18 protein-coding genes are annotated in these 23,194 nt (G+C 73.6%); 8 read left to right on the forward strand and 10 right to left on the reverse strand.

Annotation, left to right across the window (positions count from 1 at the left end; all coding sequences use genetic code 11):
- A partial coding sequence (locus E1182_RS10065; RefSeq protein ID WP_132263326.1) for an SCO7613 C-terminal domain-containing membrane protein occupies positions 1-3,929 on the forward strand: 3,929 nt, incomplete at its 5' end.
- A 119-nt stretch (positions 3,930-4,048) separates the two neighbouring features.
- Here E1182_RS10065 and purE read toward each other — a convergent pair.
- The gene (purE, locus tag E1182_RS10070; RefSeq protein ID WP_132263329.1) at positions 4,049-4,540 is read right to left on the reverse strand and encodes a 5-(carboxyamino)imidazole ribonucleotide mutase; all 492 of its coding nucleotides are present in this window, start codon (positions 4,538-4,540) and stop codon (positions 4,049-4,051) included.
- Positions 4,537-5,697: a 5-(carboxyamino)imidazole ribonucleotide synthase gene (locus E1182_RS10075; protein ID WP_132263332.1), complete on the reverse strand. Its 1,161-nt coding sequence runs from the start codon at positions 5,695-5,697 to the stop codon at positions 4,537-4,539. The genes purE and E1182_RS10075 overlap by 4 nt, the downstream gene beginning before the upstream one ends.
- A 131-nt stretch (positions 5,698-5,828) precedes the next feature.
- Here E1182_RS10075 and E1182_RS10080 point away from each other — a divergent pair, with 131 nt between their 5' ends.
- Positions 5,829-6,479 (forward strand): pyridoxal 5'-phosphate synthase, encoded by a 651-nt coding sequence (locus tag E1182_RS10080; protein WP_132263334.1) that lies wholly within the window; start codon positions 5,829-5,831, stop codon positions 6,477-6,479.
- Positions 6,480-6,532: 53 nt separating this feature from the next.
- Here the strand turns inward: E1182_RS10080 and E1182_RS10085 are convergent, their stop codons facing one another.
- From E1182_RS10085 to mca, 4 genes are all read right to left on the reverse strand, one after another.
- Complete coding sequence (locus E1182_RS10085) at positions 6,533-8,569, reverse strand: thioredoxin domain-containing protein (RefSeq protein ID WP_132263337.1); 2,037 nt, start codon at positions 8,567-8,569, stop codon at positions 6,533-6,535.
- Between the two features lie 53 nt (positions 8,570-8,622).
- Positions 8,623-11,130 carry a bifunctional diguanylate cyclase/phosphodiesterase gene (locus E1182_RS10090; RefSeq protein WP_243706140.1) on the reverse strand — a complete coding sequence of 836 codons (2,508 nt, stop codon included), beginning with the start codon at positions 11,128-11,130 and terminating at the stop codon, positions 8,623-8,625.
- A 203-nt stretch (positions 11,131-11,333) separates the two neighbouring features.
- Positions 11,334-11,627, reverse strand: coding sequence for a hypothetical protein (locus E1182_RS10095; RefSeq protein ID WP_132263343.1), 294 nt, complete (start codon positions 11,625-11,627; stop codon positions 11,334-11,336).
- Between the two features lie 45 nt (positions 11,628-11,672).
- Complete coding sequence (gene mca / locus E1182_RS10100; RefSeq protein ID WP_132263346.1) at positions 11,673-12,554, reverse strand: mycothiol conjugate amidase Mca; 882 nt, start codon at positions 12,552-12,554, stop codon at positions 11,673-11,675.
- A gap of 133 nt (positions 12,555-12,687) precedes the next feature.
- Between mca and E1182_RS10105 the strand changes: the two genes are divergently transcribed.
- Positions 12,688-13,122, forward strand: coding sequence for a DUF4307 domain-containing protein (locus E1182_RS10105; protein WP_132263348.1), 435 nt, complete (start codon positions 12,688-12,690; stop codon positions 13,120-13,122).
- 111 nt (positions 13,123-13,233) lie between these two features.
- Positions 13,234-13,734, forward strand: coding sequence for a transcription elongation factor GreA (gene greA / locus E1182_RS10110; RefSeq protein WP_132263351.1), 501 nt, complete (start codon positions 13,234-13,236; stop codon positions 13,732-13,734).
- Positions 13,735-13,807: 73 nt separating this feature from the next.
- Here the strand turns inward: greA and ilvA are convergent, their stop codons facing one another.
- The 4 genes from ilvA to E1182_RS10130 all read right to left on the reverse strand — a co-directional run bounded on the left by ilvA (position 13,808) and on the right by E1182_RS10130 (position 18,665).
- Complete coding sequence (gene ilvA / locus E1182_RS10115) at positions 13,808-15,028, reverse strand: threonine ammonia-lyase (RefSeq protein ID WP_132263354.1); 1,221 nt, start codon at positions 15,026-15,028, stop codon at positions 13,808-13,810.
- A gap of 85 nt (positions 15,029-15,113) precedes the next feature.
- Entirely contained in the window at positions 15,114-16,523 is a 1,410-nt protein-coding gene (locus E1182_RS10120) for an amidase (RefSeq protein WP_132263356.1), read from the reverse strand.
- Between the two features lie 17 nt (positions 16,524-16,540).
- Positions 16,541-17,683 (reverse strand): cystathionine gamma-synthase, encoded by a 1,143-nt coding sequence (locus E1182_RS10125; RefSeq protein WP_132263358.1) that lies wholly within the window; start codon positions 17,681-17,683, stop codon positions 16,541-16,543.
- Positions 17,684-17,837: 154 nt separating this feature from the next.
- The gene (locus tag E1182_RS10130; protein ID WP_132263361.1) at positions 17,838-18,665 is read right to left on the reverse strand and encodes a poly-gamma-glutamate hydrolase family protein; all 828 of its coding nucleotides are present in this window, start codon (positions 18,663-18,665) and stop codon (positions 17,838-17,840) included.
- A gap of 364 nt (positions 18,666-19,029) precedes the next feature.
- On the opposite strand from E1182_RS10130, the gene E1182_RS10135 reads away from it, so the two are divergent.
- The 4 genes from E1182_RS10135 (at position 19,030) to E1182_RS10150 (ending at position 23,192) form a co-directional block, all read left to right on the forward strand.
- Entirely contained in the window at positions 19,030-19,443 is a 414-nt protein-coding gene (locus E1182_RS10135) for an HIT family protein (RefSeq protein ID WP_132263363.1), read from the forward strand.
- 121 nt (positions 19,444-19,564) lie between these two features.
- A complete protein-coding gene (msrA, locus tag E1182_RS10140) occupies positions 19,565-20,227 on the forward strand; it encodes a peptide-methionine (S)-S-oxide reductase MsrA (protein WP_132263365.1) in 663 nt (220 codons plus the stop codon).
- Positions 20,228-20,327: 100 nt separating this feature from the next.
- A complete protein-coding gene (locus E1182_RS10145; protein WP_132263367.1) occupies positions 20,328-21,182 on the forward strand; it encodes a PhzF family phenazine biosynthesis protein in 855 nt (284 codons plus the stop codon).
- Positions 21,183-21,407: 225 nt separating this feature from the next.
- On the forward strand, positions 21,408-23,192 hold the full coding sequence (locus E1182_RS10150) for an N-acetylglutaminylglutamine amidotransferase (RefSeq protein WP_132263369.1): 1,785 nt from the start codon (positions 21,408-21,410) through the stop codon (positions 23,190-23,192).
- Positions 23,193-23,194 lie beyond the last annotated feature (2 nt).

The raw sequence follows: 23,194 nt of genomic DNA on the forward strand, positions 1-23,194 counted from the left end.
CCCCGGTGCCGCCCCGGCAGCGCACCGGCGACGCTCGGCCGGAGGGCGCGCCCGAGGAGGCCGGCGAGGTGCTCGGTCCGGCGGCCGCGCCGGCACCCCCCGGGGAGGGTGCCCGACCGGTGCCGGGGCTGCCGCAGCTCACCTGGCTGCTGCACGGTGCGGCGGTGGCGCTGGCCCTGGCGTACGCGGTCACCGCGCTGCTGCGGGCGGCCACCGTACCGGCGGCCGTGGTGGCCGGCGCGGCGCTGCTGCTCGCCGCGGTGGTGGCCCTGGCCGGCACCCTGACCGTACGCCGGGCCCCGCTGCCCGACGTGGGGGCCGGCATCGTCACCCTGGCGGTGATCGGGGCGCTGAGCCGGATCGCCTCGGTCGCCGTCCCCGATCGCGCGCTGCTGCTGATCGCCGGGGTCATCACGCTCACCGGGCTGGCCGTCCGGGCGGTGCCGGAGACGGCCCGGCGCGGGCCGCAGTTCGCCTCGGCGGCGGCGCTGACGGTCAGCGGCGTGGTGGTCGCCGGGGGCGCGCTGCGGGCCGGTCTGGCCCCGGTCCGCGCCGCGTTGCCACCCTGGGCCGCCGACCTGGACCGGTTCCCCGCCGAACTGGCCACGGCGGTCGGCCCGACGGCCGGGCAGCTCGCCGTCAGCGCTCTGCTGCTGACCATCGCGGCGGTGCTGGCTCTGCCACCGGAGATCCGGCGGGAGTTCGCCGTCGTGGGGGCCGGGCTGACCGCGCTCGCCGTGCCCGCCTCGCTCGGCCTCGGTTGGGCGGCAGCCCCTTGGCCGATGGTGCTCACCGCGGTCGGCATCGGGGTGCTCGGCCTTACGGCCAGCACCGAACGGGCCGCCCTGGCGCACGCGGTAGCCGCGGCCCTCGTGGGGGCCGTCGGCGCCGGCGCCGCCCTCAGCCGACCGGCGCTGACCGCGGCGGTGCTGGCCGTGTTCATGCTGGCCGGGGTGCTGGTCGCGGTCGCCCCCCGGGTGCGGCTCACCCCGGCCGCCGACACGATGTCGGGTTGGGCGGCCGGCGGGGCGGCGTTCGCGCTGCCCGGCGCGGTGGCCGCCTTCGTCGCCGCCACCGAGCCGGCCGGTCCCGCACCGACCCCGGCGGCGCTACGGGAACTGACCGTCCCGATCCTCGCCGCGAGTTTCCTGGCCGCCTGCGTGACCCTCGGGTACGCCGCGATGGTGCAGGTCTCCCAGCGGTACCTCGCCCCGCCGCACGCGGTCGGCACCGGCCTCGGCGCGCTCGCCGTGGTTGGCGCGGCCTTCTTCGCGCCCGGGCGGACCGCCGCCGACGCCTGGGTTGGCAGCCTGCTGCTCGTCGCGACGCTGCTGTTGCTCTTCGCCCCGAGAATCGACGCGGGCCGTCGGTCGGACGCCAGCCTGGACGGCGCCGACCTGGCTGCCGCCGCGGTCACCGCCACGCTGATCGCCACGTTGGCCCGGATCGCCGCGGTGATCTCTCCGGGCGGGCAGCTCGTGGTGGCCGCCGCCCTGGTGCTGCTGGTCGCCGTGGCCGCCCGGGCGATGCCGGAGGAGTGGCGGCGCGGCCCGGTGGCCGGCGTCGCCGTCGGCGGCGTGCTGATCGGGTTGATCGCCGGCTGGTCGGCGCTGCGCGGCGGGTGGGGGGTGCTCGCCACCCCGGGTCCGATCTGGGCCGGTGACCTGACGAATTGGCCGGCCGCCCCGACCGGTGGCGCGACCTGGCAGGCTCCGGTCGCGCTGGTGCTGCTCGGCACCGCCGCCGCGATCCTGCTCCCGCCGCCGTGGAAGTACGACGTGGCCGGGGCCGCCGCGGTGCTCGCCACTATCGGCACACCCGCCGCGTTCGACCTGCCCTGGTGGTCCCCGGTGCTGGTGGGCCTGACGGTGGCCACCGTGTTCGGGATGGCCGCGGCGGCCACCCTCGATCCGCGCGGGGCGCTCTCCCGGGTCACCGTGGCCGGGGCTGTCGCGCTGCACGCGGCCGGGGCCGGCCTGGTCCGCCCGTGGACCACCGCGCTGGCCCTGGGTGGCATCGCGCTCATCGGCCTGGTCGTGGCGGCCCTGGCCCGGACGCTGGCGCCGTCCCTGGTGGAGGATGTCGAGAGCGAAGGGATGCCGCCGCACCTGGTGCAGATCGGCGGGGTCGCCACGGGTGCCGCCCTGCTGGCGCTGCCCGGGGCGGTCGCCGCTCTGGCCGCCGGTTCTGGTCACCCCGCCCAGGTGGTGCTGACCGCCACGTTGGCAGCGTCCAGCATCGGGCTGGCGGCGGTGGCCGCTCTCCGCAGTCAGGTGCCGCAGTATCTGCCGTACGCCAGCGCGGCGGTGGCCGGCGGGGCGACGATCAGCGCGCTGGCCGCCATCGTCGCCCGCCTCCCCTCCGGGGTGTACGCCGCCGCGGCGGCGCTGCTCGGGGTGCTCGCCGAGCTGGTCCGGGCGGCCACCGTGCCGCCGGTCGGCTCGGCCCAGCCGGTCCGCCGTTGGACGGTGCTGCTGGACGGGGCGTTGCGCCGGCTGCCCGACGACGGCTCGCCGCGCCGCTGGCGGGTCAGCCCGGCCGCTGGGGCGCTCGCCGCGGCGGCGCTGCCGACCCTGCTGGCACTGGCCTCGCTGGCGCCGCTGCTCTACGTCGCGCTGGTGGAGCCGCACCGGATGCTCTCCCGGGTCTGGCAGGGCCCGCCGCCGGAGCTGCTCACTCCGCCGGCGGCGGCGGTCGACCCGACGCACGTGCTGACCGCGTTGCTGCTCACCGTCACGGCGGCGTTGGCCGCCACCGGGCTCAGCGGTGGCCGCCGCTCGCGGGCCGTACCGGTGGTGCTGCCCGGTCTCGCGGTGACCCTGCTGATCACGCCGACCGCCCTGGGTCACGCCTGGCCGGAGAGCGCGCTGGCCGCGCTGGCCGTGTTCACCATCTCGATGCTCGGGCTCGCGCTGACCCCGCCGCCACCGCTGGTCGAGCGCGCCCGGTCGGTACGGGTGGCCCGGGTGCTGGTCTTCGTTATCGGGCTGGCCGCCGGGGGAGCCGGGCTGGCCGGCAGCCTCGGCACCCGGTCGCTGACCCTGTTCACCCTGGGCGGTGCGGTGGGCGTCGGGACGGTCGCGGCGCTGTTCGGCACCACCCAGCGGGCTCGGATCCTGGGTTGGCTCTTCGCCTCGTTGATGGCGCAGTTGTTCGTGCTCACTCTCGGTCTGGTGGCCGGGTTCGCCGCGGTCTGGTCGGCCTTCGGGGTGCTGGCGGTCGGTGCGGCTCTGCAGGTGTTCGCCGCCACCCTGCCCCGGCTGCGCCGGCCCGAGGCGCAGCGCGAGGCCGCCACCGTGGAGTGGAGCGGGTCCGCCGCCGCGCTGATCGCCCTGGCGTTGGCCTTCGACTCGCCGCGGCACATCGCCGCCCTGCTCGCCGCCTGGGGCGCGGTGCTCGGGCTCGCGGCCACCCGGCCCGGGCGACGCCCGGTGGAACGGCGGATCCTGTTCTGGTCGGTGGTGGCCTGCGAGATCACCGCCTGGTGGATCCTGATGCGGGTCGCCGACGTGGCGCTGCCCGAGGCGTACACGCTGCCGTTCGCCGCCCTGGCGCTGCTGGTCGGGATGCTCGAACTGCGCCACCGGGCGGATCTGTCCAGCTGGGTGGCGTACGGGCCGGCGCTGGTCGCCGCGTTCGTACCGACCCTGGCGATCGTGCTGGCCACCGACGCCAGCATGTTGCGGCAGGTGCTGTTGCTGCTCGGGGCGGTGGCCGTGCTGATCTTCGGGTCGATCAGCCAGCAGCAGGCACCGGTGATCATCGGTGCCGTGGTGACCGCGATCGCGGCCGTGCACGCCCTGTTCAGCCTCGGCCCGTGGCTGGTGCTGATCCCGGTCGGGCTGGTGCTGCTGGTGTTGGGAGCGAGCAACGAGCGTCGTCGCCGGGCCCAGGAGCGGTTGCAGACCGCGCTGCGCGGCATGCGGTGAGGCCCCACATGATCGGTTATCGATTGCGGCGTGGTGCACAGGGTCCGCCGACGGAGACGCCGCGACCCGCCGCGACCCGTGTTGATCAAGCCGGTGCGACGAGGGCGGCGACCGCCGAATCAGCCCAGCGAGGCGCGAAGGGTGGCCTCCTTCTCGGCCACCAACTTCTCCAGGCTCGCCTGGTAGTCAGCCATCCGGGTACGCAGCGCCGGGTCACCCACGGCCAGGATGCGGACGGCGAGCAGGCCGGCGTTACGGGCGTTGCCGATCGACACCGTGGCGACCGGCACGCCGGCCGGCATCTGCACGATGGAGAGCAACGAGTCCATCCCGTCGAGGTGCTTCAGCGGCACCGGCACGCCGATCACCGGCAGCGGGGTGACCGAGGCGACCATCCCCGGCAGGTGGGCAGCGCCACCGGCCCCGGCGATGATGACCTTGACACCCCGGTCCGCGGCGGTACGACCGTACTCGATCATCTTGACCGGGGTGCGGTGCGCGGAGACCACGCCGACCTCGTACGGCACCCCGAACTCGTCCAGCGCCTCGGCGGCGGCCTTCATCGTCGGCCAGTCCGAGTCGCTACCCATGATCAATCCGACGGTGCTCATGCCTGCCCCTTCCGCAGCCAGCGGGCCGCTCGCGCGGCCCGAGCCCGTACGTCGTCCAGGTCGTCACCGAGGACGGTGACGTGGCCGATCTTGCGGCCGGGGCGTACCTGCTTGCCGTACAGGTGGACCTTGGCGCGCGGCTCGGCGGCGAAGAGGTGGTGCAGCCGCTCGTCGAGGGAGATCCCGCCCGGCTCGCCGCCGAGCACGTTCGCCATCACCACGGCCGGCGCGGTGAGGGAGGTGTCCCCCATCGGGTAGTCCAGCACTGCCCGCAGGTGCTGCTCGAACTGCGAGGTCCGGGCCCCCTCGATGGTCCAGTGCCCCGAGTTGTGCGGCCGCATGGCCAACTCGTTCACCACCAGCCCGGCGGGCGTGTCGAACAGCTCCACCGCCAGCATGCCGACCACGCCGAGCGCGGTGGCCAGGTCGATGGCGAGCTGCTGGGCGGCGACCGCCAGCTCCTCGGGCAGGTCGGGGGCGGGGGCGAGCACCTCCACGCAGATCCCGTCCCGTTGCACGGTCTCCACCACCGGGTACGCGGCGACCTGCCCGAACGGCGAGCGGGCCACCTGCACGGCCAATTCCCGGCGCAGCGCCACCCGCTCCTCGACGAGCAGCGAGGTGCCGCCGGCGAGCAGCGTCGCGGCCAGTTCGGTGGCCGCGGCCGCGTCGGTGACCAGCCAGACCCCCCGACCGTCGTACCCGCCGCGGGCCGCCTTGAGCACCACCGGCCAGCCGTGCTCCGCGCCGAAGGCGACGAGGTCGGCCGGTGCGCCGACCGGAGCCCAGGCCGGGTTGGGCGCACCCAGCGCGGTGAGTCGTTCCCGCATCACCTGCTTGTCCTGCGCGTGCAGCAGCGCGTCGGCCGGCGGGAAGAGCTTCACCCCCTCGGCGGCGAGGGTACGGATGTGCTCCGTCGGGACATGTTCGTGGTCGAAGGTGACCACGTCGCAGCCCTTGGCGAAGGTGCGCAGCGCGGCGAGGTCGGTGTGGTCGCCGTACTGGACGTCGGCGGCGACCAGGGCGGCGCCGTCGTCCGGGGTGAGCGCCAGCACACGCAGCGACTGGCCGAGGGCGATGGCCGCCTGGTGGGTCATCCGGGCCAACTGGCCCCCACCCACCATGCCGACCACGGGCAGACCGGTACGGGAATCCATAGCGCCACCAGCCTATCCGGGTGGCCATCGCGGCCCGACCGGAGGGGCCGGGCCCGCCCGAGCCCGCCAGCAGCGCCCCACGGGCGGCGGGTGGGGCCACCCCGACGACCGGTGATTGACATGATCGCGTCATGACTACCCGTGACATGTTGCGCGGGCTCCCGGTGCTGGCGCACGAGATGCCCGCCTTCGACCCCGTCGACGTGCCGGACGACCCCGTGACTCTCTTCGCCTCCTGGTTCGCGACGGCGGTCACCGCCGGGGTGGACGAGCCGCACGCGATGACCGTCTCGACGGTGGACGCCGACGGCTTCCCCGACGCGCGCGTGCTCATCCTCAAGGACCTGGACGCCGACGGCTGGCACTTCGCCACCAGCGCCCACAGCGCCAAGGGCCGGCAGCTCGCCGGCAATCCCCGGGCCGCGCTGACCTTCCACTGGCGGGAGCTGGGCCGGCAGGTGCGGGTCCGAGGGGTGACCCGCCCCGCGGACCCGGAGGTCTCCCGGCGCGACTTCCTGGCCCGCCCGCTCGGGTCCCGGGTCGCCACCCTGGCCGGCCGGCAGAGCGAGCAGCTCACCGACCGGGCGGCCCTCGACGCGGAACTCGCCCGGGTCCGTGCGGCGCTGGCCGCCGACCCGGAGCTCGTCGCCGAGGCCCACACCGTGTACCTAACACGGCCCGAGACCGTCGAGTTCTGGCAGGCCGACCGGGAGCGCCGGCACGTCCGGCTCCGCTACCGCCGGAGCCTGAACGGCTGGAACCGCGAGCTGCTCTGGCCGTGACCGGTGCCGGCCGACGGCGGTGGCCGGTGGTCCGACGATGGCGGTGGGCTGGGTCAGCCGAGTTGGGCGACCAGGTCGTCGACGGAGGTCACCGGTCGCTGGCAGACGAAACCCCGACAGACGTACGCGGTGGGCCGCCCGTCGACCAGCGGCCGGTCCGCCAGCAGCGGCACCCCCGGCCGGTCGGTCCGGCCGGCCACCAGCACCGCCCCGGGCGGGGCGTGCCGGGTCGCCGCCGCCACCAGCGGGTCGCCCTCCGGGTCGTCGGTGACCACCGCGATCTCGTACGGCCCGGAGAGCAGCGCCTCGCCCGCCATCGCCGCGTAGCCGGTGAACCGGGCGTGCCGCCCGACGATCGGCGCGACGGTGGCCAGCGCCCGCTCGGCCGCCTCCCGGTACCGGGTCTGGCCGGTCAGCGCGGCGTACGTCACCAGGGCCGCCGCGATCGCGGAACGACCGGACGGGGTGGCGTTGTCGGTCGGGTCGGCGGGTCGGGTGACCAGTCGCTCGGCGTCGTCGGCGGTGTCGTAGAAGCCGCCGTCCGGGGCGGCGAAGCGGGCCAGGGCGGTGTCCAGCAGCCCGCCGGCCAGTTCCAGCCAGCGTCCCTCTCCGGTGAGCTGGTGCAGCGCACAGAACGCCTCGGCCACGCAGCCGTAGTCCTCCAGCACCCCGGCCGGCTCACCGACCGCCTTGTCGCGCGACGTCCGGCGCAGCCGCCCGTCGACCACGTGCACGGCGGCCAGGTGCGCGGCGGCGTCCCGCATCGCCCCGTCGGCGACGATGGTGACGCCCTCCATCAGGTTCGCGTCCTCGTCGTCGGGCGCGACGTACGCGGCGGCGACCAGGAGGAACTCGGCGATCGCGGTGATGGCCAGGCCGTTCCAGGCGGCCACCACCTTGTCGTCGCGGGCCGGTTGCGGCCGGGCGTCCCGGGCGGCCAGCAGCCGCCCGACCACGTCCTGCCAGCGGGCCCGGATCTGCGGGTCGGCGTCGTCGACGTCCCGGGCGAGCCGGAGCACGCTCGTGCCGTGTTCGAAGGTGCCGGACTCGGTGACCTCGAACAGGTCCGCGGCCCAGCGGCCGTCGGACTCGCCCAACGCCTCGACCAGCTGGGCCGGCGTCCAGGCGTAGGTGAGCCCCTCGACGCCCTCGGTGTCGGCGTCCAGTGCCGACGCGAAGCCCTCCCCCGGCTTGTGCAGCTCGTCGGCGAGGAAACGGGCGGTGTCCCGGGCCACCCGCCGAGCCAGCCGGTCGCCGGTGAGCCGCCAGAGCTGGGTGTAGAAGCGCAGCAGCAGGGCGTTGTCGTAGAGCATCTTCTCGAAGTGCGGCACCGTCCAGTGGCCGTCCACCGAGTAGCGCGCGAACCCACCCGCGAGCTGGTCGTGGATGCCGCCCCGGGCCATCGCCTCGGCGGTGTGCCGGGCGATCTCCAGACTGCGCGCCGAGCCGGTGCGCTGGTGGTGGCGGAGCAGGAAGAGCAGGTTCATGTGCGGGGGGAACTTCGGGGCGGCACCGAACCCGCCGTTGGTCTCGTCGTACTCGCGGGCGAGCTGGCCGGCGGCGGCGTCGAGCAGCTCGGCGGTGAGCGGGGCGGTGGGACCACCGACGGCCTGTGCCCCGCCGATCGCCTCGACCACGGCGGCACCCTGGCGCAGCACGGCCTCCCGCTGGTCGCGCCAGGCGGCGGCGACCGATTCCAGCAGCCGGACGAAGTTCGGTCGCGGGAAGTAGGTGCCGCAGAAGAACGGGGTGCCGTCCGGAGTGGCGAAGACCGTCATCGGCCAGCCGCCCTGCCCGGTCATCGCCTGGGTGGCGGTCATGTAGACGGCGTCGACGTCGGGCCGCTCCTCACGGTCCACCTTGATCGCCACGAAGTCGTCGTTGACCAGTGCCCCGACCTGCTCGTTCTCGAACGACTCGTGGGCCATCACGTGACACCAGTGGCAGGCCGCGTAGCCGACCGAGATGAGCACCGGCACGTCCCGGCGCTTCGCCTCGGCGAAAGCCTCCGGACACCACGGCCACCAGTCGACCGGGTTGTCGGCGTGCTGGAGCAGGTACGGCGAGGTGGCGTCCGCGAGTCGGTTCACCCGACGACCATATCCACCCCGCGGCGCCCCCGCCGGTCACACCGACGACCGGCTCAGGAGGCCCCGTCGACGCGGAGCCGGAACACGTTGGACTCGGCCGCGTCGCGCAGCGACCCGAGCACCGCTCCGATCTTGTCCGCCGGCATCGGTTTGAAGAAGTGGTAGCCCTGGGCTGCGGTGCAGCCCAGCTCGGCCAGGGCGAGCCGCTGCTCGGCGGTCTCCACCCCCTCGGCGACCACCCGCAGTCCCAACTCGTGGGCGAGCCCGACGGTGGTCCGGACGATCGCCGCCGCCTCCGGCGAGTCGACCATCCGGATCACGAACGACCGGTCCACCTTCAACTCGTCCACGGCGATCCGGGTGAGGAAGGTCAACGACGAGAAGCCGGTGCCGAAGTCGTCCACGGCCAGCTGCACGCCCATGGCGCGCAGGGTGGCCAGCACCTCGTCGATCACCTCCAGCTCGCTCATCACCACCGTCTCGGTGATCTCCAGGACGAGCCGGTGCGGCGGCACCTGGTGCCGGCGCAGCGCGTCGGCGATCTCGGCCGGTAGCCGCGGGTCGAGCAGGCTGCGCGCCGACAGGTTCACCGAGATCGGCACGTCCAGCCCTTCGCGGGCCCAGCCGGCCGCCACCGCGAGCGCCTTGTCCAGCACGTACCGGGTGAAGGCGCCGAGCTGCTCACTGTTCTCCACCGGGCGGATGAAGTCGACCGGGCCGAGCCAGCCCCGTCGCGGGTGCCGCCAACGGATCAGGGCCTCCACTCCGGTCGGTGCGCCGGTGGCGAGGTCGACCGCCGGTTGCAGGGCCAGCACCAGCTGGTCGTCGGTCTGCAACGCCTCCCGCAGCTCGGCGAGCAGCGCCAACTGGTCGGTGCTCGCGGCGTCCCGGGAGCTGTCGTACACGGCGACGCTGCCGCCGCCCTCCTTGGCCTGGTACATGGCGATGTCGGCGCGGCGCAGCAGCTCGGTCAGGTCGGCGGTGCCGGCCCCGGCCACCACCACTCCCACCGACACCTCGACCGACATGCGCACTCCGGCCACCTCGGTGGGTGCGGCCAGCCGCTCGGCGATCTCGCGGGCCTGGCGCAGCGCGTACGCCATCGGCGCCGCCCGATCGCCGACGATCGGCACCGACGTCAGCAGCAGGGCGAACTCGTCGCCGCCGAGACGCCCCAGCAGATCACCGGGGCGGGTGAGGGCACCCAGCCGGTTGGCGGTGAGCCGCAGCAGCTGGTCGCCGGCGGCGTGCCCGAGGGTGTCGTTGACCTCCCTGAACTTGTTGACGTCCAGCAGCAGCAGCGCGACGGGGTGGTCGTGCGCGAGCTGCCGCAACGCCTGGTCGCCCTTGCTGAGCATGGCAGCCCGGTTGACCAGCCCGGTCAGCGCGTCGTGCACCGCCTCGTACGAGGATCGTGCGCTGACCAGCCGCAGCTCGCGATGGGTGGCGGAGTCGTGCAGCGCGGCGGCCAGCGCGTCGGAGAAGGCGGCCACCGCGTCGCGCTCCCGGGGGGCCGGCGGCGCCGAGGCGGGGAACCGGACCCGAAACTCGCCGACCAGGACGTCGCCGACGGTGAGCGGACGGACCAGCTCGTGCTCGCCGGCGGACGATGGACCGGGCGGTCCCACCTCCCGGTCGCGCACCTGGCCGCAGGCCTCGGCGCGGTAGCGGCGCCAGCGGCCGTCGCCCCGGGCCACGTCGACGTCGACCAGCTCGGCGCCGAAGAGAGTTCGCGCACCGGCCGCCGCGGCGGTGGCCACGCCCCGCTCGTCGAGCTGGTTGAGGGCGGCCGTCGCCTCGGCGAACGCCCGCCAGTCGCGCCGCTCCCGGTCGACCCGGAGCCGGTGCCGGTAGGTCTGCTGGAGCAGCCAGAGCGGGGGTGGCAGGAGCAGCAACCAGCGGGCGTCGATCTCCAGCAGCGCCACCACGGTCAAGCCGACGGCGACGTTGCCGACGAACATCAGCAGTTTGCCGCGGAGCGCGGCGAGGATCGGCGGCCCGATCGCCAGCCCGTTGCGCAGGGCCAGGGTGGCCCCGCCGAGGCAAACGGTGGCCAGCAGGTAGGTGACCGCGCCGGCGACCTGGGCGAGCGCGAGGGCGGGGGTGGGCGCGGCCAGCAGCGGTGCGCCGAGCGTGGTGGCGACCGCGACCGCCAGCGCCGTGGCGGCGGTCAGCGAGGCCGCGATCCGCAGCACCTCGACGGGCGGTCGCCGATCGACGAACAGGGACATGCCGCCCCAGGCCAGGGCGGTGCCGAGCAGGGCGGCGGCGGGCAGCCATCCGGCCGGCGCGAGGTACAGGCAGACGATCAGGGCAGCTTCGCCCCAGGTGATGCTGACCATGCCGGTCTCGGTGCGGAACCGCAGCCGGGCCAGTTGGGCGACGGCGAACACCGCGACGACGACCCCGAACCGGGCCGGTGGGGCGAGCGGGTCGTCCGGTGGCAGCGTGGCGGGAACGATCAGGCCGGCCGCGACCGCGGCCAGGGCGGTGAGCGTGACGGCGGCGACGAGCAGCAGCACCCGCGGCGGTACGCCGAGCGGGTCGGACCGGTCGCGCAGATCGCCGCCCCGGCCGGAGGTCACCGGCCCACTCCGTTCGCCGGCGCCGGGACGGCGCACGGGACAGACGCTGCTGCCACGGTCATGGCGCCCCCTCCCGCGCGCGGCTCGGGGACTGCGAGGTCCCCCCGGCGGAAGGCTAAGCCAATCCGGGTGACCGCAACAGGGGTCGACGGCCCGGATGGGCGTGAATCACCCTCGCGTCAGCGGTTGCGGCCCTGTTGGTGGCCGGTGGCCTCGTTTGGACGTGATTCCTGCCCCGCCATCCCATCCGTCGGATCGACGACCGACGCGTCGACCCGACCGGTTCCGGCCGCCGTGCCGTGGTCGGGGAACCGGTCCGGCAGCCGGCGCAGCCGGGAGTTCATGTTGCGGATCAGGAGGATGGTGGCGGCGGACAGCAGCAGGAGGAGGAACAGGCCCATCGGCCCGGCCAGGCCACCCGTGCGGGTGTCACCGAAGTTGTTCGTCGCGAGCACCTGGGCGGCGGTCAGCATGTGTTCTCCGATGTGCGGTGGGGTTTCAGCGTAGCCCGGCGCCGGTCAGCGGGCGTGAGCCGTCTCGCGTACCCCGGCGAAGAGGTCCGACTCGGGCAGCGGGCTGTCGACCAACGAGCGGACGAGTTGGAAATCCTCCGTGGGCCAGGCCCGCCGCTGGAGGTCCATCGGCACGTGGAACCAGAAGCCGTCCGGGTCGATCTGGGTGGCGTGGGCGCGCAGTGCGTCGTCGCGGACCGGGAAATAGTCGGCGCATTCCACCCGGGTGGTGATCCGGGGGCCCTTGTCCGGACGGTCCTCCCAGTGCTTGAGCCACTGTCCGTAGGGCGACTCCAGACCGGCCTCGAGCATGGCCTCGTGCAGAGCCATGATCTTGCCCTTGGAGAACCCGATGTCGTAGTAGAGCTTGAGCGGCTGCCAGGGCTCGCCGAGGTCGGGGTAGCGCTCCGGGTCGCCGGCCGCTTCGAACGCGGCCACGCTGATCTTGTGGGTCATGATGTGGTCGGGGTGCGGGTAGCCGCCCTCCTCGTCGTACGTGGTGACGACGTGCGGGCGGAACTCGCGCATGAGCCGCACCAGCGCACCGGCGGCGACGTCCACGTCCTGCAGGGCGAAGCAGCCCTCGGGCAACGGCGGCAGCGGGTCGCCCTCGGGCAGCCCCGAGTCGACGAAGCCGAGCCAGGCCTGCTCGATGCCGAGGATGGCCCGGGCGGCGTCCATCTCCCCGCGACGGATCTCGGCGATGTTGGCCCAGACGTCGGGCCGGTCCATCTTCGGGTTGAGCACGCTGCCGCGTTCACCGCCGGTGCACGTCACGACCAGGACGTCCACGCCCTCGGCGACGTACTTCGCGGTGGTCGCGGCACCCTTGCTGGACTCGTCGTCCGGGTGCGCGTGCACGGCCATGAGACGCAGCTGCTCTGCCAACGAAGGCGCTCCTCGTCTGTGTCACCGGCAGCCTCGGCGGCGGACCTGTCATCCTTGACCGGGAGCGGTGCGGAAATGGAACCCTCCCATTCTTGCCGATGCCACCGACAACGACGTGAGGAGACAGCCACCGGTGACCGAGACGCACGCCACAGTTCCACCGGGCACGCCGGTGTTCCCCCCGGGCCGGTACGGCCGCCGTCGGGAGCCCCGACGCCGCCGCCCGCTGTTGGCGGGACTGCTGGTGGCCGGTCTGGCCGGCGTGCTGGTCCTGGCCGCCAGCCAGCTCTACACCCGCTACGGCGACCCGAACTACGACGCCCAGATGATCACCTATGCCGACCTCACCGACACCGGCGTCCGGGTCGACTTCCGGGTCACCGTGCCGGCCGGCGGGTCGGCGGTCTGCCTGCTGCGCGCCCGCTCGCACGACGGCGCCGAGGTGGGCCGGGAGGAGGTGCCGGTCAGCGCCGCACCGGGCGAGCGGCACCTCGTCGTCCGGCACCGGGTGCCCACCACGGCCCGCCCGTTCATCGGTGAGGTGCTCCGCTGCCGGCCCGTCGGATGAGCCGGTTCGCACGGATTGTCCTGACGTGATCGTCAACCCGCGGACGTGTGCCGCGCTGGTAACTTGGTAAGTCACCTGTCAGCCAGTCCGCACAACCGAGGAGAACGCCCTGTGTCCACCAAAGGCAACGAGGCGCCCGCCACCTGGCTGTCCCAGGACGCGTACGACCGGCTCCAGGCCGAGCTCGACGAGCTGATCGCCAACCGGCCGGTCATCGCCGCCGAGATCAACGCCCGGCGCGAGGAAGGCGACCTGCGGGAGAACGGTGGCTACCACGCTGCCCGCGAAGAGCAGGGCAAGGCCGAGGGGCGGATCCTCTACCTCAAGGAACTGCTCCGCACCGCCCAGGTCGGTGAGGCGCCGACCGCCGACGGGGTGGCCCCCGGCATGGTCGTGACGATCTACTTCGACGATGACGCCGACGACACCGAGACCTTCCTTCTCGGGTCGCGCGAGATCGGCGCCACCACCGACCTGACCGTCTACAGCCCCGAGTCGGCGCTCGGCAGGGCGATCCTGGGTGGCCGCGCCGGCCAGGCCTGCACCTACACGGCGCCCAGCGGCGCCGACATCAAGGTGACCATCGTCAGCTTCGAACCCTTCAGCGGCTGAGGCCGACCCCGCCGGGTCCGCGCGACCCGGGCAGGGACGATCGCGTACGCCGAGGCGTGGCACCCGTCGGGTGTCACGCCTCGGGCGCGAAGACCACCTGGTAGCCGCTGGCCCGCAACGCGCTGATCAGCGTGTCGGAGTGTTCGACACCCCGGGTCTCCACCGACAACGCCACCTCGACCTCACCGAGGCGCAGGTGCGGGTTGGCCCGCTGGTGCTCCACGTCCACCACGTTCGCCCGGTGCTCGGCGATCTCGGCGAGCAGCGCGGCGAGCTGGCCGGGCCGGTCCGGGCAGCGGACGGTGACCCGCAGGTACCGTCCGGCGGCGGCCAGGCCGTGCTCGATCACCCGCATCATCAGCAGCGGGTCGATGTTGCCGCCGGAGAGCACCGCGACCACCGGGGTGGTCACCTCGACGGTCCCGGCGAGCAGGGCGGCCACGCCGACCGCGCCGGCCGGTTCCACCACCTGCTTGCCCCGCTCCAGCAGCATCAGCAGCGCCCGGGAGATGTCCTCCTCGGAGACCGTGACGATCTCGTCGACGAGCGCGCGGACGTGGTCGAAGGTGATCTCGCCGGGTCGGCCCACGGCGATGCCGTCGGCGATGGTGGAGAACGTCGGCAGCCGTACCGGCGCACCGGCCCGCAACGAGAGCGGGAAGGCGGCGGCGCTGGCCGCCTGGACCCCGACCACCCGGACATCGGGACGCAGCGCCTTGGCCGCCGCCGCGACCCCCGAGATCAGGCCACCGCCGCCGACCCCGGTCACGATGGTCCGCACCTGCGGGCACTGTTCGAGGATCTCCAACGCCACCGTGCCCTGGCCGGCGATCACGTCGCGGTGGTCGAACGGGTGGATCAGCACCGCCCCGGTCCGCTCGGCGAAGGTCTGCGCCGCCACCAGCGACTCGTCGACGGTGTTGCCGGCCAACTCGACCTGGGCGCCGTACCCCTTGGTGGCCGCCACCTTCGGCAGCGGCGCGTTGACCGGCATGAAGACCGTGGCGTGGGTACCCACCAGCCCGGCGGCGAGCGCCACCCCCTGCGCGTGGTTGCCGGCGCTCGCGGCGACCACGCCGCGAGCGCGCTCGTCGGCCGACAGCCGCGAGATCCGCACGTACGCGCCCCGCACCTTGTACGAGCCGGCGCGCTGCACGTTCTCGCACTTGAGCCAGACCGGACCGCCGAGCGCGGCGCTCAGCGGCCGGGAGGGCTCCAGCGGGGTGGTCCGGGTGACGCCGTCGAGCAGTTTCCGCGCGGCCCGTACGTCGTCGAGGCCGACTAGTTCCGTCATGGCCTGATCGTGCCACCTGCCTGCGGCGATGCCCGATCCGCACCGGCCGGCACCGGCGGGTGGGCCGGGTTGCCCGACGGCACCGTCACGCGGCGGCGGACGAGCCCGAACCGACGCGCGGGTAGCCGGGAGCGTGCCGGGACCAGGGGGCCTGCATCTCGAACTGCCCCGCCACACCGAGCAGCAGTAGCTCCGAGCCGGGCGGGCCGACGAGCTGGACGGCGACCGGCAGCCCTTCCGGACGCCGACCCACCGGCACCACGATCGACGGCAGGCCGGCGATGTTCCAGGGCGCGGCGTACGGGGCGTACCGGATGTTGGCCTTCATGTTCGCCAGCCATGACCGGCTCGACCAGGCGGTGGCCGCCGGCGGCAGCCCGGCCAGCGCGGGGGTGAGCAGCAGGTCCACCGAGTGGTCGGCGAAGAAACCGATGGACCGTTCCCGCCAGGCGGCCCGGTCGGCCTCCCGCACATACCCCCGGCGCTGGGCCCACTCCCCCAGCGCGACGTGCCGGCGGCTACGGCGCTGGAGAGCGCGTGGCGGCACGCCGGCGGCCCGCACGTCGGCGGCGGCCGCGGCGAACCAGGTGGCGATGCCCTGGAGGCCGAGCGCGGTCGGGTACACCGGGTCGGCGGGAACGGTGTCGTGCCCCGCGGCGGCGAGCAGCCGGCCGGCGGCGGCGACCGCGTCCCGGTTCGGCACGTCCGGTGACACGCCGCGCACGGGGGACCGCAGCGACACACCGACCCGCAGCCGCGCCGGCGGGACCAGCTTCTCCTGGGGGCGGCCGGCGAGCACCTGGAAGCCGACGGCGGCGTCGGCGACCGTGGTGGTGAGCATCCCGTGCTCGGTGAGGCCGAACCAGTCCTCCGCGCCGAGCTGGCACGGCACCACGCCACGGCCCGGCTTGAGACCGACCAGGCCACAGCAGGCGGCCGGGATACGGATCGAGCCGAGACCGTCGTTGCCGTGCGCGATCGGCACCAGCCCGGCGGCCACCGCGGCGGCGGCCCCGCCGGAGGAGCCGCCCGGGGTGCGCCGCGGGTCCCACGGGTTGCGGGTGATCGCCGACTCGTCGTCGGTGATCCCCCACAGGCCCAACTCCGGCATCCGGGTCACCCCGAGGATCACCGCGCCGGCGCCGCGCAGCCGACGGACCACCTCGTGGTCGGCCTCGGCGACACCGGTACGCACCGCCGCCGACCCGTTCCAGGTCGGCAGGCCGGCGACGGCGGTGTTCTCCTTGACCGCGACCGGGACGCCGGCCAACGGCAGGTTGGCCAGGTCCTCCTGCTCGTCGACCTTCTCCGCCTCGGTGACCGCCTCCCCGCCCCGGACCACGCGGAACGCGGCCAACTCGGCGTCGGCCCGGTCGACGTGCTCCAGGTGGTCGGCGACGACCTGGGTGGCGGAGACGTCACCCCGCCGTACCCCCCGGGCGATCTGCTTGGCGGTCGCCCCCACCCAGGTCGGCATGATGTCCTGCACGGCCACCCTCTCCTCACCCGCGGTCAGCCCAGTGCCTGCTCCAGATCGGCGAGCAGGTCGTCGACCGTCTCGATGCCGACAGACAGTCGCACGAGATCGCCGGGAACTTCAAGCGGCGAGCCGGCGGCGCTCGCGTGTGTCATCCGACCCGGATGCTCGATCAGGGACTCCACCCCGCCGAGGGACTCGGCGAGCACGAACAGCTTCGCCTGGTTGCAGATCCGCACCGCGTGCTCCTCGCCGCCGGCGGCCCGGAACGAGATCATGCCGCCGAAGCGGCGCATCTGCTTGGCGGCCACCTCGTGGCCGGGGTGCGCGGACAGACCGGGGTAGATGACCTCGGCGACCTTCCGGTGCCCGTCCAGGTACGCGGCGATCCGCTCGGCGTTGTCGCAGTGCCGGTCCATCCGAACCCCGAGGGTCTTGATGCCGCGCAGGGTCAGCCAGGCGTCGAACGGGCCGTTGACCGCGCCCATCGCGTTCTGGTGGTAGCGCAGCTCGTCGCCGAGGCCGGCGTCCGCGACGACAAGCGCGCCACCGACCACGTCGGAGTGTCCGCCGACGTACTTCGTGGTGGAGTGGACCACCACGTCCGCGCCGTGCGCGATCGGCTGTTGCAGGTACGGCGAGGCGAAGGTGTTGTCGACCACCAGCAGCGCCCCGGCGTCGTGCGCCACCGCCGCGAGGGTGGCGATGTCGGCGATGCCGAGCAGCGGGTTCGTCGGCGTCTCCACCCAGATGATCTTCGTGCTGCCCGGCCGGATCGCGGCCCGCACGGCGTCGGGGTCGGAGACCTTGGCCGGGGTGTACGACAGCCCCCACCGCTCGGCGACCCGGGCGAAGAGCCGGTACGTGCCGCCGTACGCGTCATCCGGGATGACCACGTGGTCGCCCGGCTTGCAGACCGCCCGCAGCAGGGTGTCCTCGGCGGCCAGGCCGCTGGCGAAGGCGAGCCCGACCCGGCCGCCCTCCAGCGCGGCCAGGCACTCCTGCAACGCGTCCCGGGTGGGGTTGCCGGAGCGGCTGTACTCGTAGCCCTGCCGGGGCGCACCGACGGCGTCCTGGGCGTAGGTGCTGGTCTGGTAGATCGGTGGGATCACCGCGCCGGTGCGGGCCTCCGGGTCCTGGCCGGCGTGGATCGCGAGCGTCTCGAAGCCGTGACTCATGACGGGAACGTTAGTCCTCTGCGGCGTCCCGGTCGGTGGAACCCGGGCGCGGGTCACATCGGTGACGGGGCGCAGCACGTTCGGACGAACGTGCTGCGCCCCGCGCCAGGTCCGCATCCGGTGTCCCACCCGGCGGATCGTGCCGCGTCGTGGGTCAGAGGATTGGCTGGGTCGCCTCGGTTTGCGCGATCGCCAGCCGCGTCGCCGCCACGAAGCCCCAGAACACCTGGTTGGTGGTGTTCTTGCGCTGCGGTCGGGTGTTGGTGCCGAACATCGCCGACCGGAGCGGGGTGGTGATCTCCAGTTGGGCGCCCATGCCGAGCAGCGTCCGGTTGACGATGTTGTCCGTCGCGGTGCCGGCGAGCGCCGGGATGCCGGTTGCGTCGAAGGCGGTGAACCCGGCCGCCTGGAAGGCACTGACCAGCCGCGCCCGGAACGCGGCGTTGCGCCCGCCGACCGCCACCGCCTGGGTGTCCGCGGGCAGGCCCGCCGTGCCGGGAGTACAGCCGTGCAGCGCGACCACGTTCAGCGCCCCGGCCGCCACCGACATGGCGGGCACGTCGTCGCAGTGCGTGGCGGTGACGTGCAGGTCGCCGTTGCCCGTGGAGCGGATCCCTTCGAACATCCAGTAGTCGTAGGTGGGTCCGGCGGGCGGGGTCGCGGCCAACGTCGCCGGGTGGTACCCCGCGATGGCCAGGCACAGCTCCGAGGTGCCGGCCTCGATCCCGCCGCCGTGCGGGGCGATGATCGCCGTACGGGGGAACGGGCTCGGCCCGGCGTCGGAGTTGTCGAACTGGGGATGCCGGCGGTAGCGGCGGGCGTAGTCGACGCCCTCGGCCAGGTTCGGGTCGGAGTAGAGATCGGTGTTGGAGTCGTACAGGTCGGCCGCGAGCGCGGGCGTCGGGTGGGACAGTCCGACGAGGGGTCCGGCTACGGCCGCGGTGGCGATCATGCCGAGGACGTTTCGCCTGCTGGTGCTCATGAGGTGTCTCCTCCGGTGTGGATCGGGGTGCCGCCCGGATCGGGCATACACACACCGTGTCACCGCTACGATCCGGGCCGCGACGAGATTTCGACGCCGATCCGCTCCTCGTCTGTGGTGCCCCGGACAGAGGAATCCCTGGTAGGGCCAGGGATCCGCCGATGAATCGTCAGCCAGGCTCGTCGTTGTGCTGTAGTCGATCCGACACCCCACCCGGTCCGACCGGGCCACACGCCTCGGCGCTGGCCCTGCCCGCTATCCGCGCGCGGCGCGGCGGGGTCCAGGTCGACGTCGGTGAGATGGGTGCTCGACGAACCATGACGTCGCCGGCAGGGCGGCGGCCGGCCGTACTAGCCTGGGCTCGGTGAGCGAGTGCGTGTTCTGCGGGATCGTGGCGGGCGAGGTGCCCGCGTTCACCGTCGCCGACGAGCCGGACGGGGTGGCGTTCCTGGACACCCGGCCGGTGTTCAAGGGCCACGTGCTGATCGTGCCACGCACCCACCTGGTCACCCTGACGGAACTGCCCGCCGCCGCGATTGCCGGTTACTTCGGCCTGGTGCGCAGGCTCGCCGCGGCGGTGGAGGCCGGCCTGGGCGCGGGCGGCACGTTCGTGGCGATGAACAACAAGGTCTCGCAGTCGGTGCCGCACCTGCACACCCACGTCGTACCCCGGACGAAGGGCGACGGCCTGCGCGGCTTCTTCTGGCCCCGCACCCGCTACGTTGACGACGCCGAGGCCCGCGAGTACGCCGGCCGGGTCGCCACCGCGCTCGGCTGACGCCGGTCCCGTCCTCAGTTCGGCTCGGCACCCGGGCCCCCGGCTGATCCGTCGCAGGGCGGGTAAGGAAGCGGGGCCCGCCGGTGTTGCACGCGGGGAGAGGTACGAGAGGAGTCCCACTGTGTTCCTGCGCCGCACGAACGCCGAGCTGGTCAACCCGGAGCAGGCCCTGCCGGGTCGCCCGATCGCCATGCCGGTCGCCGACCGGCACGAGGTGCTCGGCAGCCCGTTGAAGGGGCCGTTCCCCGAGGGGGCGCAGGTCGCCGTCTTCGGGATGGGCTGTTTCTGGGGTGCCGAGCGGCTGTTCTGGACGCTGCCCGGCGTGATCACCACCTCCGCCGGCTACGCCGGGGGCTACACGCCGAACCCGACGTACGAGGAGGTCTGCTCGGGCCGGACCGGGCACGCCGAGGTCGTCCAGGTCGTCTACGACCCCCAGACCATCGGCTACGAGGATCTGCTCAAGGTCTTCTGGGAGAACCACGACCCGACCCAGGGCATGCGCCAGGGCAACGACGTCGGCACCCAGTACCGGTCGGCGATCTACACCACCACCGACGAGCAGCTCGCCACCGCGCAGGCCTCCCGGGACGCGTTCGCGCCGATCGTGGCCCGCGCCGGCAAGGGCGAGATCACCACGGAGATCGCCCCGCTCGGCGACTACTACTTCGCCGAGGACTACCACCAGCAGTACCTGGCCCCGACGAAGAACCCGAACGGCTACTGCACCCACGGCCCGAACGGGCTGAGCTGCCCGGTCGGGGTGGCCCGCACCGCCAGCTGACCGGCTCGACGAGGAGGGCCCGCAGCACCCGCTGCGGGCCCTCGAACAGCCCGTCACTGTCCAAACCGGGGCGACTGGTGCTTCCCCTACCATCGTCATCATGGAAATCCTTCGGTACGCCGCGTTCAGCGCCGATCCCGCCGGCGGCAACCCGGCCGGTGTCGTACTGGACGCCACCGGCCTCGGCGACGCGGAGATGCAGCAGGTGGCGGCCGATGTCGGGTACTCCGAAACCGCGTTCCTCGTGCCGGGTGAGGATGGGCATTTCGAGGTGCGCTACTTCAGCCCGAAGGCAGAGGTCCCGTTCTGCGGCCACGCCACCATCGCGTCAGCCGTCGCCTACGCCGAGCGCCACGGTCCAGGAGTCCTGCAGTTGGCGACCCGCGCCGGTCTGGTCGAGGTCTCCACCAGGTTGCAGGCCGACGGCACCACCACCGCCACGCTGATCAGCGTCGCACCACGGAGCCGGCCCATCTCCGCCGGTGACCTGGCGGTGCTGCTCGAAGCGCTGCGGTGGACGCCGGATGATCTCGACACGAGGTTGCCGCCGCGGGTCGCCTTCGCCGGGGCGTGGCACCCCGTCGTGGCCGCCGTGAGCCGGCAACGCCTGGCCGACCTGGACTACGACATGGCAGCGTTGGCCAGCCTGATGGCCCAGCGCGACTGGACAACCGTCAACCTCGTCTACCGCGAGTCCGAGCTGGTGTTCCATGCGCGTAACCCGTTCCCGCCCGGTGGTGTCGTCGAGGACGCCGCGACCGGGGCAGCAGCAGCGGCGTTCGGTGGTCTTCTGCGCGAGCTCGGCCTGGTGGTGCCGCCTGCGACGGTCACCGTGCGTCAGGGCCACGACATGGGCCGCCCGAGCCTGCTCACGGTGGAGATCCCCGCCCAACCCGGCACCGGGATCGCGGTGACTGGCACCGCCGTCGCCCTTCCGCAGGTTGAGGCCGCCTGACAGAACGGGAGGTCGCCAGGATCCCACACCGCACCGGAAGCCGCCCGGTGCGGGATTTGTCACATCGGGGGAGGGCCGGTGCGTCGGCCGTCGGTGCGGATCGCCGTTTCGTCCACCGACACCACCACGCTCAGCGACCGGCGGCGCGGATTCTAGCAACGCTGTCACGCAACTGTCATCGTCTCAACAGGCGAACCGCAACATGCTCTGGCAGCATGGGACCACATGTGCGGACTTGCGGGAGAGTTCCGGCGCGACGGCGCGCGCGCCGACGTCGCGGCGGTGGAACGCATGGCGGCCACCATGAGCGACCGGGGGCCCGACGACAGCGGAGTCTGGTCCCAGGGGCCGGTCGCCCTCGGTCACCGCCGCCTGAAGATCATCGACCTGTCGGCGGCGAGCGGGCAGCCGCTGGTCGACCCCGACTCGGGGCTCACCGGTGTCTTCAACGGCTGCGTCTACAACTACCGGGAACTGCGCGAGCAGTTGCAGGCCAGAGGGCACCGCTTCTTCTCCTCCGGCGACAGCGAGGTGGTCGTCAAGGCGTACGCCGAGTGGGGGCTGGACTTCGTCGACCACCTGGTCGGCATGTTCGCCGTGGCGATCGCCGAACGGGACACCGGCCGGCTCGTGCTGGCCCGGGACCGGCTCGGCATCAAGCCGCTCTACCTGGCCGAGTCGCCCGGCGTGGTGCGCTTCGCCAGCACCCTGCCGGCGCTGCTGGCTGGCGGCGGCGTCGACACCTCCATCGACCCGGTGGCGCTGGCCCACTACCTGAGCTTCCACAGCATCGTGCCGCCGCCGCGCACCATCCTGCGCGGCGTCGCCAAGCTGCCCCCGGCCACCGTCCGGGTGTACGAGCCGGACGGCCGTACCCACGAGCGGGTTTACTGGGACCCGTCCTTCACCCGCGCCGCCGAGCGCGCCGACTGGTCGGAGCGGGACTGGCAGGACGCGCTGCTGGATTCGCTGACCACCGCGGTGCGCCGCCGGATGGTCGCCGACGTGCCGGTCGGCGTGCTGCTCTCCGGCGGGCTGGACTCCAGCCTGGTGGTCGCGCTGCTGGCCGGCGAGGGGCAGCGCGGGCTGTCCACCTTCTCCATCGGCTTCGACTCCGTCGGCGGCCGGGAGGGAGACGAGTTCGTCTACTCGGATCTGGTCGCGAAGACCTTCGACACCGACCACCACCAGCTCCGGGTGGCCGCGCAGGATCTGGTGCCGCCGTTGGAGGCGGCCGTCGCCGCGATGAGCGAGCCGATGGTCAGCCACGACTGCGTAGCGTTCTACCTGCTCAGCCAGGAGGTGTCCAAGCACGTCAGGGTGGTCCAGTCCGGCCAGGGCGCGGACGAGATCCTCGGCGGCTACCACTGGTATCCGCCGCTGGCCCGGGTCGAGCCGGAGCAGGCGCTCGACACGTACGCGAAGGCGTTCTTCGACCGGGACGCGGCCGGCCTGGCCCGGGTGCTGAACCCGGGCTGGCTGGCCGACGGTGACCCGGCGCGGGAGTTCGTGGCCGCCCACCTGGCCCGGCCGGGCGCGTCGACCGCGGTCGACGCGGGCCTGCGGATCGACACCCAGGTGATGCTCACCGACGACCCGGTGAAGCGGGTGGACAACATGACCATGGCGCACGGGTTGGAGGCCCGGGTGCCGTTCCTCGACCACGAGTTCGTGGAGCTCGCCGCGAGTTGCCCGCCGGAGCTGAAACTGGCCCAGGGCGGCAAGGGCGTGCTGAAGGAGATCGGCCGCCGCGTCCTCCCGCACGAGGTCATCGACCGGCCCAAGGGTTACTTCCCGGTGCCGGGCCTCACCCACCTGGAGGGCAAGCTCCTCGACCGGGTACGCGACGCGCTCTCCGCGCCCGTCGCCCGCCACCGTGACCTGTTCCGCGCCGACTACGTCGACGCGCTGCTCGCCGACCCGAACGCCGAACTGACCCCGTTGAACGGAAACAAGCTGTGGCAACTCGGCCTGCTGGAAATGTGGCTCCAGAGCCACGGAATCAACTGACG

Origin of the sequence: Micromonospora sp. KC721, assembly GCF_004348355.1 — a bacterium.
Classification (GTDB): Bacteria; Actinomycetota; Actinomycetes; order Mycobacteriales; family Micromonosporaceae; genus Micromonospora.

Excerpts from the sequence above, each read along its gene's own strand:
- purE (WP_132263329.1), bottom strand. The coding sequence starts at position 4,540 with ATGAGCACCGTCGGATTGATCATGGGTAGCGACTCGGACTGGCCGACG.
- E1182_RS10075 (WP_132263332.1), bottom strand. The coding sequence starts at position 5,697 with ATGGATTCCCGTACCGGTCTGCCCGTGGTCGGCATGGTGGGTGGGGGC.
- E1182_RS10080 (WP_132263334.1), top strand. The coding sequence starts at position 5,829 with ATGACTACCCGTGACATGTTGCGCGGGCTCCCGGTGCTGGCGCACGAG.
- E1182_RS10095 (WP_132263343.1), bottom strand. The coding sequence starts at position 11,627 with ATGCTGACCGCCGCCCAGGTGCTCGCGACGAACAACTTCGGTGACACC.
- ilvA (WP_132263354.1), bottom strand. The coding sequence starts at position 15,028 with ATGACGGAACTAGTCGGCCTCGACGACGTACGGGCCGCGCGGAAACTG.
- E1182_RS10125 (WP_132263358.1), bottom strand. The coding sequence starts at position 17,683 with ATGAGTCACGGCTTCGAGACGCTCGCGATCCACGCCGGCCAGGACCCG.
- E1182_RS10130 (WP_132263361.1), bottom strand. The coding sequence starts at position 18,665 with ATGAGCACCAGCAGGCGAAACGTCCTCGGCATGATCGCCACCGCGGCC.
- E1182_RS10145 (WP_132263367.1), top strand. The coding sequence starts at position 20,328 with ATGGAAATCCTTCGGTACGCCGCGTTCAGCGCCGATCCCGCCGGCGGC.
- E1182_RS10150 (WP_132263369.1), top strand. The coding sequence starts at position 21,408 with ATGTGCGGACTTGCGGGAGAGTTCCGGCGCGACGGCGCGCGCGCCGAC.